Below are 16,700 nucleotides of genomic sequence, written 5' to 3' on the forward strand. Positions count from 1 at the left end.
TCACTGCTGGGCCCTCCACATTTCTTCGAGCATGGTGATCTGGTTCTGGTCGAGGTCGAGCAGGTCGAGGTCGGACGGGGTGTGACCGGCGGACGAACCGCCGACCGCCCAGCCGGCGAGCAGGTCGAGGGCGGCGAGCCAGCCGTCCGTCAGCTCGCCCACGGTGCTCCGGGAGACGGCTTCGCCCGCCCAGACGAAGGTGGCGGCGAGCTCCGGACCGTCCGGGCCGTGCTCGACCTCCGCGTCGACGGCGAGGGGGTGCGAGAGCGGCATGTCCGGATCCGGCCGTACGGCGAGCGCGTCGGCCTCCGCCGCCGGGCCCCACTCGGAATGGGTCCGCGCGGTCTGCCGGCCGAGGTAGTTCCACAGGATCTCGGGGCCGGAGCCCGGCTCGAACAGCCGCGCCGTGGCCGCGTTCGCGTACCGCAGCAGCCCCGCGCCGACCCCGCCGTCCGGGACACCCCTGACCCGTTCCTTGATCTCCTTCAGGGCCGTCCCCGCGTCCTGCGTCCCGGCGGCCACGGCCGCCGGGTCGTAGCCGTCGGCGGTGAGGCGCAGCGGATAGACGCTGGTCAGCCAGCCGACCGTCCGCGTCAGATCGGCGCCCGGCACGAGGTCCTGCTCCCGGCCGTGCCCCTCGAGATCCACGGTCACCCCGTCCGCCGGGCGCCCCGTCCGCGCCGCCCAGCCGCCCACGGCGAGCGCGAGGGCGGTGAGCAGCGTGTCGTTGACCGTGCCGTGGAAGGCCTGCGGCACCGCCGACAGGAGCGGCTCGGTCCGTTCGGCCGACAGCCGGACGGTCAGCCGGCGGGCCGTCGCCACCGTGTCCCGCGCCGGGTCCAGGGGCCGTTTCGTCAGCAGCCGCGCGCCCGGCGCCGCCGCCGTCAGCCACCGGTCCAGCTCGGCCGCCCGCCGCCCGCTGTGCGCCTCGGCGAGCAGCCCCGCCGTCCAGGTGCGCAGCGCCGTCGGCACGGGTTCGAGCGCGGGCGCCCTCCCGGCCGACGCCGACTCCCAGGCCGCCCGCAGGTCCGGCAGCAGGATCTGCCAGGACACCTCGTCCACGACCAGGTGGTGGGCGACGAGCAGCAGCCTGCCCGGCGCGCCGGGACCGGCGTCGAAGTGCACGGCCCGCACGGTGGCCCCGGACTCCGGGTCCAGCTCGCCTGCGGCCCGGTCCGACGCGTGGCCCACCAGCTCCCGCAGCGCCCCGGCGGCGAGCCCGGACGCGTCGACGGTGCGCAGCACCGAGGCGGCCGACAGCGAACCCGCCGGAGCCACCTCCGCGCTCCACACGCCGGGCCGCGTCACGGTCAGCACCTGCCGGAGCCCGTCGTGGAGGTCGAGCACCGCCTGGAGGGCGGTCGTGAGATCGGCCTGCCGCACCCCGGCGGGCACCAGGACCAGACGGGCCTGGCAGAAGCGGCGGAACGGGCCGCCGCGCTCCGCGAACCACCGCGCCACCGGAGGCAGGACCAGCGGCCCCGCCCCCTGCTCGGCGGGGCGCACGGTGACCGTGGCGTCCGCCGTCGGCGCGGCGACGGCGGCGAGCCCGGCGGGCGTCGGGTGCTGGAAGACCTGGCGGGCCGTCACCTTGAGCCCGGCCTTGCGGGCCTGGCTCACGAACCGGATGGAGACGATGCTGTCGCCGCCCAGCTCGAAGAAGTTGTCCTCCGGACCCACGGCGGGCAGCCCGAGGACCTCGGCCATCAGGCGCGTGAGCAGCTCCGCCGGACCCTCGCCGGGCACGGGACCCGCGACGGGCGCCGCCATCGGGGCCGGGGCGGTCACCCGCGGCTCCGGCGGCGCCGGGAGGGCGCGTCGGTCGAGCTTGCCGTTGGGGGAGAGGGGGATCGCCGGGATCTCCAGGAAGACGCTCGGCACCATGTACCCGGGCAGCTGCGCGGCGGCGTGCGCCCGCAGCGCCTCCGGGTCGAACGTCGAACCCGCCTCCTGGACCGCGTACGCCACGAGCCTGCGGCTGCCCGGCCGGTCCTCGCGGATGACGGCGACGGCGCGGGTGATGCCCGGGACGGCGGTGAGGACGGTGTCGATCTCGCCGAGTTCGATGCGGAAGCCGCGGAGTTTGACCTGGTCGTCGGCGCGGCCGAGGTAGTCGAGTGTGCCGTTGTCGCGGCGGACGACGAGGTCGCCGGTGCGGTACATGCGGGTGCCGGCGGGTCCGTGGGGGTCGGCGAGGAAGCGTTCGGCGGTGAGGTCGGGGCGGGAGAGGTAGCCGCGGGCGAGTTGGATTCCGGCGAGGTAGAGCTCGCCGGGGACGCCGACGGGGACGGGGCGGAGGTGTGTGTCGAGGACGTGGACGCGGGTGTTCCAGACGGGAGAGCCGATCGAGGCCGAGACACCGGTGGACGTGTCCGGGTGGCAGGAGGCGGCGGTCACGTCGACCGCGGCCTCGGTCGGCCCGTACAGGTTCTCCAGGGCGACGGTCCGGCCACCGGCCGACTCGTGGAAACGGGCGACCAGATCACTGGGCAGCGCCTCGCCGCTGCAGACTACGACCCGCAGACTCGGGCAGGAGGAGACCTCCACCTCGGCCACGAAGGCGGCGAGCATGGACGGGACGAAGTGGAGCACGGTGACGTGCTGTTCGCGGATCAGCTCGGCGAGGTATTCGGGGTCCTTGTGGCCCTCGGGTCGTGCGATGACCAGGGGGACGCCCTGGGCGAGGGGCCAGAACAGCTCCCAGACGGAGACGTCGAAGCTGGTGGGCGTCTTCTGGAGGACGCGGTCGGTGCCGTCCAGGGAGTAGGCGTGCTGCATCCATTCCAGGCGGTTGACGATCGCCCGGTGTTCGACCATGACGCCCTTGGGCCGTCCGGTGGAGCCGGAGGTGAAGATGACGTACGCGGGGTGGTGCGGCAGCAGCGCAGCGAGCCGGTCCGCGTCGGTGAGGACATCGGACGCGGTCCCCGCCAACTCACTCGTCACGACAGGGGAGTCGAGCACGATCCGCCCCGCCTCGACCGCCTTCGGGAGAGCACTCTCGGAGCGCAGATCCGTGAGGATCGCGACCGGCCGCGCCGTCTCCGCCATGTGGGTGAGGCGGTCGGCGGGGAGGGTGAGGTCGAGGGGCAGGTAGGCGCCGCCGGCGCGGACGACGGCGTGGATCGCGACGAGCAGGTCGAAAGAGCGGGGCAGGGCCACGCCGACGACGGACTCCGGTCCGACGCCCCGTCCGATCAGGAGCCGGGCGAGCCGGTTGACGCATGCCTCGAAGTCGGTGCGCGACAGGTCCTCACCCTCGAAGACGAGGGCGGGGCCTTCGGCCCGCGGGGCTCCGGCGACGACCAGATCGGCCAGGTTCGCCGGTCCGTCCAGGACGCGCGCGGTGTCGTTCCAGCCGTCCAGACGCCGCCGCTCGGCCGCGTCCATCAGGTCGATCGACGCCACGGGGGCGTCCGGCGCGGCCACCACGGCGGCCAGAAGACGGAGCAGACGCTCCGTCAGCCGCTCGGCACCGGAACGCTCGAAGAGATCCGTCGCGTACCGCAGACCGCCACTGATCCCGCCGTCGGTCTCCGACCCGCCGAACGCGAACTCCAGGTCGAACTTCGACCCGCCGATCTCCACCGGCAGCTCGCTCGCCCGCACCCCGAACAGCTCGGACACCCCGGTCTCGACCGAGTGGTACGTCACCATCGTCTGGAACAGCGGGTTGCGGGACTGCGAACGGGCCTGACCGACGGCCTCCGCCACCGCCTCCAGCGGCAGATCGGCGTGCGAGAAGGCCGCGAGTCCGGTGTCCCGGACCCGGCCGACCAGCTCGGTGAAGCTCGGCTCGCCGGAGAGGTCGGCGCGCAGGACGAGGGTGTTGAGGAAGAACCCGACCATCGGGTCCAGATGCTCGTCGCCCCGGCCCGAGGCCGGAGTGCCGATCGCGATGTCGTCGCCCGCGCCGAGCCGGTGCAGCAGGGCGGTGACGGCCGCGTGGACCACCATGAACATCGTCGCGCCGGAGGCGCGGGCGATCCGCGCCAGACCGGAGCCGGTCGCCGCGTCCACCTCGAACGGCACCACGTCGCCCTCGTACGAGGGCGTGGCGGGGCGTGGCCGGTCGGTGGGGAGGGTCAGTTCCTCCGGGAGCCCGGCGAGGTTGTCCCGCCAGTAGGCGGCCTGGAGAGCCGCCAGGGAGTCCTTGTCCTCCGTGTCGCCGAGGAGTTCGCGCTGCCAGAGCGCGTAGTCGGCGTACTGGACGGGCAGCGGGGTGAACTCCGGTGCGTGGCCGGCGGCGCGGGCCGTGTAGGCGGTGTCGAGGTCCGCGAGGAGCGGGCCGGTGGACCACTCGTCCGTCGCGATGTGGTGCAGGAGCACGACGAGGACGTGCTCCTCGTGCGATGCGCGCAGCAGGGTCACCCGCAGCGGGATCTCCCGCTCCAGGTCGAAGACGTGGCCGCACGCGGCCTCCGCCTCCGCGCCCAGCGCCCCGGCGGCGACCTCCCGGATCGTGAAGGGCACCTCGACCCCAGCGGGGGCGAGGACGCGCTGGCAGGGCTCCCCGTCGATCTCCGCGAACACGGTCCGCAGCACCTCGTGCCGCGCCACCACGTCCCGGACCGCCGCGCGGACGGCCGCCGGGTCCACCGGACCGGCCAGCCGGACCGCGAACGGCACGTTGTACGCCGTCCCCGGGCCCCGCACGCTGTCGATCAGCCAGAGACGTCGCTGGGCGTACGAGAGGGGTGTCGGCTCCGGCCGTGCCCCGGCACCGGTGAGGGCGGGGCGGCCGGACGCGCCGCGCGCGGCGAGCCGGGCGGCCAGCGCCTCGACCGTACGTGCCTCGAAAACGTCCCGTACCGAGCACTCCACTCCCAGCGCGGCCCGCACCCGGGCCGCCGCGCGGGCGGCGAGCAGGGAGTGACCGCCCAGGGCGAAGAAGTCGTCCTCGACGCCGGCGGAGTCGAGGCCGAGCACGGCCGCGAAGGTGCCCGCGAGGATCTCCTCGCGCGCGTCCCGGGGGGCACGGGACGGCCCGGCCACCGCGTCCGGCGGCGCCGGGAGGGCGCGTCGGTCGAGCTTGCCGTTGGGGGAGAGGGGGATCGCCGGGATCTCCAGGAAGACGCTCGGCACCATGTACTCGGGGAGGCGGGCGGCGGCGTGGACGCGCAGGGCGTCCGCCGTCACCGGGGCGTCGGCGGGGACGACGTACGTCACGAGCCGCTGGACCCCGGGCCGGTCCTCGCGGATGACGGTGACGGCGCGGGACACCCCGGGCGCCGTCGCCACGATGGTGTCGATCTCGCCGAGTTCGATGCGGAAGCCGCGGAGTTTGACCTGGTCGTCGGCGCGGCCGAGGTAGTCGAGTGTGCCGTTGTCGCGGCGTACGACGAGGTCGCCGGTGCGGTACATGCGGGTGCCGGCGGGTCCGTGGGGGTCGGCGAGGAAGCGTTCGGCGGTGAGGTCGGGTCGGGAGAGGTAGCCGCGGGCGAGTTGGATTCCGGCGAGGTAGAGCTCGCCGGGGACGCCGACGGGGACGGGGCGGAGGTGTGCGTCGAGGACGTGGACGCGGGTGTTCCAGACGGGAGAGCCGATGGACGCCGAAGCTCCCTTCGCCTCTCCGGGCAGGCAGGTGGCGGCGGTGACGTCGACGGCCGCCTCGGTCGGCCCGTACAGGTTCTCCAGCGCGACGGTCCGGTCACCGGCCGAGGCGTGGAAACGCGAGACGAGGTCGGCGGGCAGGGCCTCACCGCTGCACACCACGACCCGCAGGCTCGGGCACGACACCACGTCGACGCCGTCCAGGAAGGCCTGGAGCATGGACGGGACGAAGTGGAGCACGGTGACGTGCTGTTCGCGGATGAGCTCGGCGAGGTATTCGGGGTCCTTGTGGCCCTCGGGGCGTGCGATGGCCAGGGGGGTGCCCTGGGCGAGGGGCCAGAAGAGTTCCCAGACGGAGACGTCGAAGCTGGTCGGCGTCTTCTGGAGGACCCGGTCCGTCCGCGTGAGCCCGTACGCGTGCTGCATCCATTCCAGGCGGTTGACGATCGCCCGGTGTTCGACCATGACGCCCTTGGGCCGCCCGGTGGAGCCGGAGGTGAAGATGACGTAGGCGGGGTGGTGCGGCAGCAGCGCAGCGAGCCGGTCCGCGTCCGTCACCTCCGCTTCCGACAGCTCCTCCAACTCCGCCCGGATCTCGGGGGCGTCCAGGACGATCGGCTCGGCCTCGCACGCCAGGGGCAGGGCCCCGAGCCATTCGAGGTCGGTCAGCACGCACACCGGCACGGCGGTGTCCGTCATGTGGGTGAGGCGGTCGGCGGGGAGGGTGAGGTCGAGGGGGAGGTAGGCGCCGCCGGCGCGGACGACGGCGTGGATCGCGAGGAGCAGGTCGACAGAGCGGGGCAGGGCCACGCCGACGACGGATTCCGGTCCGACTCCGCGGCCGATCAGGAGCCGGGCGAGCCGGTTGACGCGTGCCTCGAAGTCGGTACGGGAGAGGTCCTCATCCTCGAAGACGAGGGCGGGGCCTTCGGCGCGCGGGGCTCCGGCGGCGACCAGGTCGGCCAGGTTCGCGGGTCCGTCGAGGACGCGCGCGGTGTCGTTCCAGTCGTGCAGGACCCGCTGCCGCTCGGCCGCGTCCATGAGGTCGATCGAGGCCACGGGCGCGTCGGGCGACTCCACCAGGCCCTGGATCAGCCGGAACAGACGCTCCGTCAGCCGCTCGGCACCGGACCGGTCGAAGAGGTCCCTGGCGTAGCGGACGCCGCAGGTCATGCCGGGCTCGCCGGCCCGGTCCGTACGCCGGAAGAGGATCTCCAGGTCGAACTTGGCCGCCCCGCCGCGGACTTCGTACTCCTCGGCGTCCGTGCCGAGCAGTCGGGAGGTGTCCGGGCCGCCTCCCTCGTACGCCACCATCGTCTGGAAGAGGGGGTGGCGGGCGAGGGAGCGGCCCGGGTTGACCGTCTCCACGACGGCGTCGAAGGGCAGGTCCGCGTGGTCGAGCGCGGCGAGGTCGGTGGCCCGCACCCGGCGGAGCAGCTCCTCGAAGGTGGGGTCGCCGCCGAGATCCGTGCGGAGGACGGCCGTGTTGACGAAGAAGCCGACGAGTTCGTCCAGGGCGGTGTCGCCCCGGCCGGCGACCGGGGTGCCGACGGGGATGTCGTCGCCCGCGCCGAGCCGGTGGAGGAGCGTGGCGACGGCGGCGTGCACCACCATGAACATCGTCGCTCCTGTGTCCGCCACCAGCCGGTCGAGTGCGGTCACCAGCTCGGCGGGCAGTTCCGCCGTGACGGTGTCGCCCTCGTACGAGGGCGTGGCGGGGCGCGGCCGGTCGGTGGGGAGGGTCAGTTCCTCCGGGAGCCCGGCGAGGTTCTCCCGCCAGTAGGCGGCCTGCCGGGCGGCCAGGGAACCGGTGTCCCGCGCGTCGCCGAGGAGTTCGCCCTGCCAGAGGGCGTAGTCGGCGTACTGCACGGGCAGCGGGGTGAACTCCGGCGCGTGGCCGGCGGCGCGGGCCGTGTAGGCGGTGTCGAGGTCCGCGAGGAGCGGGCCGGTGGACCACTCGTCCGTCGCGATGTGGTGCAGCAGGACCAGCAGGACGTACTCGTCGTCGGAGGTGCCGTCCCCGGCCGCGCCGAAGAGGACCGCGCGCAGCGGGAGTTCGGCCGTCAGGTCGAACGCCTCGGTCGCCGCCGCCTCCACGAGCTCCGGCAGGTCGGCGGCCGGGACGCGCCGAACGGTGAACGGCACTTCGGCCGTGCCGGGCGCGAGGATCCGCTGGTACGGCTCCCCGTCGACCTCCGCGAACAGGGTCCGCAGCACCTCGTGCCGCGCCACCACGTCCCCGAGGGCCGCCCGCAGCGCGTGTTCGTCCACGGCGCCCCGCAGGCGCAGGGCGAGCGGGATGTTGTAGGTGGCGCTGGGCCCCTCGACGCGGTGCAGGAACCACAGCCGCCGCTGGGCGGAGGAGAGCGGGAGCAGCTCGGGGTGTGCGGCGGCCCGGGTCAGGACGGGGCGGCTGTGCGCCGCGCGTGCGGCGAGGCGGGCCGCGAGCGCCGCGACCGTACGCGCCTCGAAGACGTCCCGCACGGTGCTGGCCGTTCCGGTGGCGCGGACCCGGGCCACGACGCGCGTGGCGAGCAGCGAGTGGCCGCCGAGGGCGAAGAAGTCGTCCTCGGCGCCGACGGACGCGAGCCCGAGGACCTCGGCGTAGACGGCGGCGAGACGTTCCTCCGCCTCCCCGCGCGGAGCCCGCGACGGCTCGGCCGCCGTGAGGGCGGGGACGGGCAGGGCCGCCCGGTCGAGCTTGCCGTTCACGTTCACCGGCAGGACGTCGAGGGTGACGACCGCCGCCGGGACCATGTACTCCGGCAGTTCCTCGGCGAGGGAGCGCCTCACCTCCGCCGGGTCGGCACCGCCGGTCACGTACGCCACGAGGCGGGGGACGCCGGGGGTGTCCTCGCGGACGAGGACGGCGGCCGAGGCCACGTCGGGGAGCGCGGTGAGGGCGGCCTCGACCTCGCCGAGTTCGACGCGGAAGCCGCGGATCTTCACCTGGTCGTCGACGCGGCCGAGGAACTCGATCAGACCGTCGGCGCGACGGCGGACCACGTCACCGGTGCGGTACATACGGCTGCCGGAGGGCCCGTACGGGTCGGCGACGAAACGCTCGGCCGTGAGGGCCGGCCGCCCCAGGTAGCCGCGCGCGTTCTGGACGCCCGCCAGGTACAGCTCGCCCGGCACACCGGGCGGGACGGGATGGAGGAAGACGTCCAGGACATGGGCGCGGGTGTTGTCGAGCGGGCGGCCGACGACGGGCGTCGCGCACTCCGTGACGCGGGCGACGAGAGCGTCGACCGTGAACTCGGTGGGCCCGTAGTAGTTGACGGTCTCCACCCCGGGGACGTCCCGGAGCTCGGTCCACAGTGCGGGCGGCACCGCCTCGCCGCCGAGGAGGAACAGCGGGGGGCGCCAGTCGCCCGTGAGGAGGCCGGCGTCGAGCAGGTGGCGGCCGTACGAGGGGGTGACGTCGAGCGCGTCGATCCGCTGCTCGCGCACATGGGCCACGACGGCGTCGGCGTCCCTGCGGCCGTACTCGTCCAGCACGTGCAGCTCGTGCCCGGCGAGCAGCCACAGCAGCTGTTCCCAGGAGGAGTCGAAGGAGAACGAGGCGGTGTGCAGGGCGCGGACCCGCCGTCCCAGGCGCTGGGCGACCGGGAGGTACAGCGCGCGCTCGTGGTCCCGGTACAGGTTGGCCAGACCGGCGTGGTGCAGGCCGACGCCCTTGGGGCGGCCGGTGGAGCCCGAGGTGTAGATGACGTACGCCAGGTCGTCGGGGCGCGGCGCGCGCGGCGCGGGGCCGGAGGCGGCCGCGAGCCGGGCCCGTACCGCCGGGTCGTCGAGGACGAGCCGGGCCACGCCGGGCAGCCGGGGCACCGTGCCGTCCACGGACGTGGTGGTGACGGCGCAGACGGGCCCCGCGTCCCGCAGCATGTACTCCAGGCGGTCCGCCGGGTGGTCCAGGTCGAGCGGCAGGTAGGCGCCGCCTGCCGTGAGGACGGCGAAGGCGGCGACGACGGAGTCGGCGGACCGGGGCACGGCGAGCGCCACGACCGCGTCGGGGCCCACACCCTCCTCGGCGAGCAGCAGCGCGAGCCGGGACACCCGCTCGCCGAGCTCGGCGAAGGTGAGCCGCTCGTCGCCGCAGACCAGGGCGACGGCGTCGGGGCTGTCGGCGATCCGCCGGTCGAGGATCTCGACGACGCTCTCGGCGGAGTGGGCGACGGCGGTGCTGTTCCACCGCTCCAGGAGGTCCCGTTCGGTGTCGGAGCGCAGCTCGTACGAGGAGACGGGGGCCGAGGGGTCGGCGACGGCCTGCTCCAGGAGGCGCAGCAGCCGCTCGGCGAGCGTCTCGACGGTCGTCCGGTCGAAGAGGGCGGAGGAGTAGAACACCTCCAGGTCGAGCGCCTCGCCGTGGGCGGTGTCGGAGAACGTGATGTCCAGGTCGAACTTGGTCACGCCCGGGTCGACCCGGTCCACGCGCGCGTCCAGGCCGAAGAGGGCGCGGACGTCCTGGGTGACGGTGCTGTGCGACACCATGGTCTGGAAGAGCGGGTGCCGGGTCAGGGAGCGGACGGGGTTGACGGTCTCCACGACCGTGTCGAAGGGCAGGTCGGAGTGGTCGAGCGCGGCCAGGTCCGCGGCGCGGACCCGCTCCAGGAGGGTGCTGAAGCCGGGGTCGCCCGAGAGGTCGGCGCGGAGCACGACCGTGTTGACGAAGAAGCCGACGAGCTCGTCGAGCGCCGGGTCGGAACGGCCCGCGACGGGGCTGCCGAGCGGGATGTCGTCGCCCGCGCCCAGGCGGTGCAGCAGGGCGGCGACGGCCGCGTGGACGACCATGAAGACGCTGCTGCCGGACTCGCGGGCGAGCCCGCGGACATGGGCGGCGAGCGCGGCGGGCACCTCGCGGTGCACCATGCCGCCCGCGTTGCTCGCGACGGCGGGCCGGGGCCGGTCGGTGGGCAGCGGCTGCTCGGCGGGGAGACCGGCCAGGGTCTCGCGCCAGTACGCGGCCTGACGTGCGGTCAGTGACGCGGGGTCGGCCGGATCGCCGAGGAGGTCGCGCTGCCAGAGCGCGAAGTCGGCGTACTGGACGGGGAGTCCGGCCTCGGGCCGGGCGAAGTCCGGCGCCCGGCCCGCCCGGCGTGCCGCGTAGGCCCGCTCCAGACCGTTCAGGAACGGCCCCATGGACCACTCGTCGCTCGCGATGTGGTGCAGCACGACCACCAGGGCGTCGGTGCCGCCCTCGGCGTCGCGCACCACGGTCACCCGCACCGGCGCCTCGGCGGACAGGTCGAAGAGATGCCCGAGGGTGCCCTCCACCACCGTGTCGAACCGCTCCCGGTCGGTCTCCTCCACCCGCAGGCGGACGTCCACGTCCTCCGGGGCGAGGATCCGCTGGGCGGGCTCGCCGCTCAGGTCGGCGAAGACCGTGCGGAGCGCCTCGTGGCGGGCGACGACGTCCCACAGCGCCGCGTCCAGCGCCTCCGTGTCGAGGAGCTCGCCGAAGCGGGCCACGAACGGGATGTTGTAGGTGGTGCTCGGCCCCTCCATCTGGTGGAGGAACCACAGGCGGCGCTGTGCGTGCGAGAGCGGCAGCACCTCGGGTCTGACGGCGGCCGTGAGCTCCGGCCGGGACGCCGACTCCGCCCGTGCGCCCAGGCGTTCGGCGAGGGCCGCCGGGGTCCTGGCCTCGAAGACGTCCCTGACCCCGCACTCGGTGCCCAGCGCGCCGCGGACCCGCGCGGCCACCCGGCCGGCGAGCAGGGAGTGTCCGCCGAGGTCGAAGAAGTCGTCGTCGGGACCGACCGACTCCCGCTCCAGGACGTCGGCGAAGACGCCGGTGACGATCTCCTCGCGGGCGTCGCGCGGGGCCCGGCCGCCGGCCGCGGCCTGGCCGGCGAGGTCGGGGGCGGGCAGCGAACGGCGGTCGATCTTGCCGTTGGCGGTGAGCGGGAAGGCGTCGAGGACCACCACGGCCGACGGCACCATGTACGCGGGCAGCCGCTCGGCGGCGGCCTGGCGGAGGGCGTCGGAGTCCGGGGCGGCGCCGTCGGACGCGGTCACGTAGCCGACCAGGAGCTGCGAGCCCGGCACGTCCTCGCGCACCACGACGACCGCGCGCGCAATATCCGGACGATCCGTCAGAACGGTTTCGATCTCGCCGAGTTCGATGCGGAAGCCGCGGACCTTGACCTGGTCGTCGGCGCGGCCGAGGAAGTCGATGCGGCCGTCGGGACGACGGCGGGCCAGGTCGCCGGTGCGGTACATGCGGCTGCCGGGCGGGCCGTACGGGTCGGCGACGAACCGCTCGGCGGTCAGCGCGAAGCGGCCGAGGTAGCCGCGGGCGAGCTGCGCGCCCGCGAGGTACAGCTCACCAGGACGGCCGTCCGGCGCGGGGCGCAGGGCGCTGTCGAGGACGTGGGCGCGGGTGTTCCAGAAGGGCAGGCCGATGTCCGGGGTGCCGGTGTGGTCGGGCGGCAGGACGGCGGAGGTGGCCCAGACGGTGACCTCCGTCGGCCCGTAGACGTTGGTGACGGACGCGGCTGTACGGGTCAGGCGCTCGGCCAGCGCGGCGGGCAGTGCCTCACCGCCGACGAGGACCTTCGTCGTCCCGAGGCTCTCCGGGCGGCCGTCCTCCAGGAGGGCGTGCCAGAGCGTCGGCGTGGCCTGCATGACCGCCGGACGGTGGGTGTCGACCAGGGCGGCGAGCGCGGCCGGGTCGCGGACGGTGTCGCGGTCGGCGAGGACCACCGTCGCCCCGCTGACGAGCGGCGTGTGGAGTTCGAGCGCGGCGATGTCGAAGGAGATCGTGGTGACGGCGACGAGCCGCTCGCCGGGGACCATGGCCAGCTCGTGGGCCTGCATCCGCAGGAAGTTGGCGAGCGCGGCGTGCGGGACGACGACGCCCTTGGGGCGGCCGGTGGAGCCTGAGGTGTGGATGACGTACGCCGGGTGGTCGCCGGAGAGCGCGGGCGCCTCGGGTCCGTCGAGCGGGGCGGGGGAGAGGTCCGCGAGCGCCGCCAGGGTGTCGGGCGCGTCCAGGACGACGGTCTCGGTGCCGCGCACGTCCGGGGCGGCCGGGGCCCCCGCGAGGGTGGTGAGCACGCAGACCGGGCGGGCGTCGCGGACCATGAACTCCAGGCGGTCCGCCGGGTAGTCGAGGTCGAGCGGCAGATAGGCGCCGCCGGCCTTGAGGACGGCGAGGAGGGCGACGACGAGGTCGGTGCCGCGCGGCAGCGCGAGGCCGACGAAGGACTCCGGTCCGACGCCGCGGGCGACGAGCAGCCGGGCCAGTGTGTTGGCGCGGGCGTCGAGCTCGGCGTACGTGAGCTCGTCCCGGCCCGCGACGAGGGCGGTCTCGTCCGGGTGGGCGAGGGCCCGTGCGGCGAAGGCGTCCACGACGGTGCCGGGCTCGATCTCCCGCTCCGTCGCTGCGGCCGCCTCACGCAGGGCGGCCCTCCGCTCGGCGTCCACCAGGTCGGGACGGCCGACGGGGGTGTCGGGTCCTGCGGTCGCGGCCTCGGTCAGGAAGCGGGCGAACTCGGCGGTCCGCGCCGCGAGCGAAGGGGCGTCGTAGGCCAGGGGGTTGGCGTCGAGTTCGAGGCGGATGCGGCCCTCGGCGGCGTCGTGGTGGACGGCGAGGGTGAGGTCGTCCACCGGTCCCGCGGCGATGTTGTGCACGGACCCGGGGGCGCCGGCGAAGGCGAGGGCGTTGTCGAAGGCCTTCACGTTGACCAGGGGACCGAGCGGGCCCCGGTCGCCGCCGACGAGACCGAGGTCGCGTCGGATGTCCTCGGCGCGGTAGCGCTGGTGGCGGCGGAGGTCGCGGACGCCGTCGGCGACCTCCGCGACCAGTTCGGCGAGCGGTTGCCCGGGCCGTACCGCGACGCGCAGCGGCAGCACGTTCACGACCATCGCCGGGACGGAGAGGGAGGCGGAGCCGAGGCGCGCCATCGCGGGCAGCGACAGGAGCACGTCGCGGTCGCCGGTCGAGCGGTGCAGGAAGGCGGCGAACGCGGCCGTCACCACGTCGGCCCAGGTGGCGCGGGCGGCCCGGGCGAGGGTGAGCAGTCCTGCGGTGGCGTCCGGGCCGACGACGGCCTCGGCGCGCAGGAAGTCGGGCGCCGCCGGGAACGAGGCGCCGGAGAGCGGCTCCTGGGAGGTGCGGTCCGCCAGCCGGGCCAGCCAGTGCGCGCGGTCCGCGGCGTACCGCTCGCTGTCCCGGTAGGCGCTCTCCTCGTCCAGGACGGCGGACAGCGGCCCGAACGGGTTCGGGCCGGGCTCCTCGCCGCGCGCGAGCGCCGAGTAGACCTCGGCGGTGCGGCGGGAGACCAGGGAGAAGCCGTAGGCGTCGAGCGCGATGTGGTGGACGCGCTGGTACCAGAGGGTGCGGCCGGGGGCCACGAGGTGCAGGGCGAACGCGAAGAGCGGCGCGTCGGCCGGGTCGGCGGGCGCGCCCATGTCGGCGCGCATCCGGGCCAGCGCGGCGACCGTCGGGTCGGGCTCCGCGCGGTGGTCGACCACCTCCAGGACCGGTCCCCGGCAGGGCTCCTGGGCCGGGATCTGCCAGGGGGTGCCCGACTCGTCCTCCGTGAAGCGGACCGTGAGGGCCTCGCACTCGTCGACGACGTGGCGGACGGCCGCCTCGAAGAGGTCGACGTCGAGCGTGCCGTCGATCTCGACGTACTGGCCGACGTTGTAGACCGGGGAGTCGGGGGCGAGCCGCTGCCCGTACCAGACACCGGTCTGAGCCCCGGTGAGGGGGAGACGCCGCAAAGCACGCTCGGTCATGGATCTTGCTCCAGGTTCACCCGCGGCGGATCGGTGTCCGTCCGAGGGAAGGAAAGGCGAGGAGGGGAGTCGGGAGATGCAGAGGGGAGTGCGGCCGGGGAGGGCGCCGGGCGCGCGGTGGCGGCGCCCGGCGGCGGTTCCCCGGCCGGGGTCAGGCGGTGGCCGACCGTACGTCCACGGCGGGGACCGGGGTGTCGCCGTCGCCGGCCGGCGGCGCGTCGTCGTAGGGCTCCTCGCGGGGCAGGGTCGCCTTGCGCAGGCCGGGTACCGCGACGGCCACGACCACGGCGGCGACGGCACAGATCGCGCCGTTCACGAGGGCCGCGCCGGCCGGGCTGAACCAGCGGGCGACCAGGGCCACTTCGACGTCGCCGGCGATGCCGCCCGCGGTGCCCTGGGCGGTGACGACGCTGACGATCCGGCCACGCAGCCGGTCGGGGGTGTTGTGCTGGACGAGGGCGTACTCGAGGATCTCGTACACGGTCCCGGCCGCTCCGCCCACGACCAGCATGGCGTAGGCGACCGTCGCACTGCCGCTCAGGCCGAAGCCGATGATGGCCAGGCCGCCGGTGAGCGCGGCGGTCAGCAGCAGGCGTCCGGGGCGCGCGGCGCGGGTGATCCAGCCGCTCGTCGCGGAGACGACGACGGCGCCCACGGCCGGAGCGGTGTAGAGCACGCCGAGCATGAAGTCGCCGCCGCCGAACTCGGTGTACACCAGCTCGGGGAAGACGACGACGGGCAGGCTGAACAGCGCGTTCACACCGCCGAGGGCCAGCAGTCCGCCGACGACGCGGTTGCGCACGGCGAACCGGAAGGCGGCGACCGGTGAGCCCGAGTCCTCTGCGCCGTCCAGGTCGTCCTCGCCCTTGAACGGGGGCAGCGGGCGCAACCGGAGGAGCAGCAGGGTGGTGATGCCGGTGGTGACCGCGGTGAAGGCGAACACCGGTCCAGGTCCCGAAGCGGCCAGCAGGATGCCGCCGATGAACGGGGCGGTGACGGAGCCGATCTCGCCGGTGAGGGAGATCAGGGCGCCGGCGGCGGGCAGTTGGTCCGGGCGGACCAGGGTCGGTGCGACCGCCATGAGCGCGGTGACGCTCACTCCGGTGGCCAGTCCGTCCCAGGCGACGCAGAGGTAGATCGCCCACAGCTCCGGGGTGGGCAGGAAGGCGTTGACCGCGAGACCGGCGAAGGCGAGTGCGGCGGAACCCCGGGCCCAGAGGATCAGGGTCCGCCGGTCGGTCCGGTCGGCCATCCAGCCGCCCCACAGGGAGCCGATCAGAACGGTGACGCTCATGATCATGCTGGAGACGGCGACGCCGAAGGTGGACCGCGTCATGGCGAAGACCTGGGCGGCGAGGGCGACGGAGGCCATCCCGAGACCGAACAGGGAGACCACGCGGGCGATGAAGATCGCCCGGAAGTCGCGGCTGGTCCGGAGCGGGCCGATGTCGATGAGGAGGTCACCGGCGCGCACGGGGTACTCCCTTCGGGGTGCCCAGCAGCTCGAACCAGGCGTCCAGGGTGGGGCGTTCGGCGAGGTCCACGAAGCCGATCTCCGCGCCCTCCGCGCGCCAGCCCTCGACCAGGGTCATCAGGCGGATCGAGTCCAGCCCCTGCTCGATGAGGCTCTCGGCGGGCTCGACCTCGGAGGGGTCGACGTACAGCACGTCGGCGACGTCCCGCGTGAGCCGCTCGCGTGTGAAGGCCTGCTGTCCGGCCGTGTCGACCATGGTCGTGTCCTCTTCCCGTCCGACATGTGAAGTGCTGCGAAGGCTGCGACGAGGCTAGCCAAGTTAGGTAAGGCTTACCTAACTCAATAGGGTGTGCTGGAGTCAAGCTGCGGCGGTCCCCGGTGGATCCGCCGTCTTCAACCCCATGAGAGCGAGAAGCCGTTGACCACAGCCACGCCCCGCCCGGGCCTCCGGTCGGAGTCCGTCGCCGTCGTCCGTCCCGCCGGGCCGTCCGACGCCGCCGCCGTGCACCGGCTGTCCGTGCCCTTCGTGCGCGCGGGGGCGCTGCGGGACCGCCCCGCGAGCCGGTACGCCCGGGACGCGGCGGACTTCCTCGTCGCCGAGACCGCCGGCGGAGTCCTGGCGGGCTGTGTCGCGCTGAACCGTCGGCCCGACGCGTGCGGCCGGGCGGCCGCCGTGCTCTACAACTTCTGTGTGGCGGACGGGAATCAGGGGCGCGGCATCGGCTCCGCGCTGCTGCGGGCCGTGCTCGCCGAGGCCGGGACCCGGGGTGCGTGCCGGGTGTTCACCGCGACCGCGGGCAGCGGGCTGCTCTTCCTGCGCCACGGGTTCGTCGTGGGCGGCGAGGAGGAGGCGCCCCCGGAGTGGCGCGCCCGCCTCGACCCGGCGCGGGGCTCCCGGGTCCTGGTGCGCGCCCTCGCCTGAGCG

The 16,700-nt window shown here is 74.7% G+C and carries 4 protein-coding genes; 1 reads left to right on the forward strand and 3 read right to left on the reverse strand.

Features of this window, described 5'->3' with window-relative positions; all coding sequences use genetic code 11:
• The 3 genes from AMK27_RS10255 to AMK27_RS10265 all read right to left on the reverse strand — a co-directional run bounded on the left by AMK27_RS10255 (position 1) and on the right by AMK27_RS10265 (position 16,031).
• Positions 1–14,301 carry a non-ribosomal peptide synthetase gene (locus AMK27_RS10255; RefSeq protein WP_073904898.1) on the reverse strand — a complete coding sequence of 4,767 codons (14,301 nt, stop codon included), beginning with the start codon at positions 14,299–14,301 and terminating at the stop codon, positions 1–3.
• A 151-nt stretch (positions 14,302–14,452) separates the two neighbouring features.
• Positions 14,453–15,775 (reverse strand): enterobactin transporter EntS, encoded by a 1,323-nt coding sequence (gene entS, locus AMK27_RS10260; protein WP_079188329.1) that lies wholly within the window; start codon positions 15,773–15,775, stop codon positions 14,453–14,455.
• A complete protein-coding gene (locus AMK27_RS10265) occupies positions 15,762–16,031 on the reverse strand; it encodes a phosphopantetheine-binding protein (RefSeq protein ID WP_073904899.1) in 270 nt (89 codons plus the stop codon). The genes entS and AMK27_RS10265 overlap by 14 nt, the downstream gene beginning before the upstream one ends.
• 162 nt (positions 16,032–16,193) lie before the next feature.
• On the opposite strand from AMK27_RS10265, the gene AMK27_RS10270 reads away from it, so the two are divergent.
• Positions 16,194–16,697: a GNAT family N-acetyltransferase gene (locus AMK27_RS10270; RefSeq protein WP_073904901.1), complete on the forward strand. Its 504-nt coding sequence runs from the start codon at positions 16,194–16,196 to the stop codon at positions 16,695–16,697.
• Positions 16,698–16,700 lie beyond the last annotated feature (3 nt).

This window comes from Streptomyces sp. CB02009 (assembly GCF_001905825.1).
Taxonomy (GTDB): Bacteria; Actinomycetota; Actinomycetes; order Streptomycetales; family Streptomycetaceae; genus Streptomyces.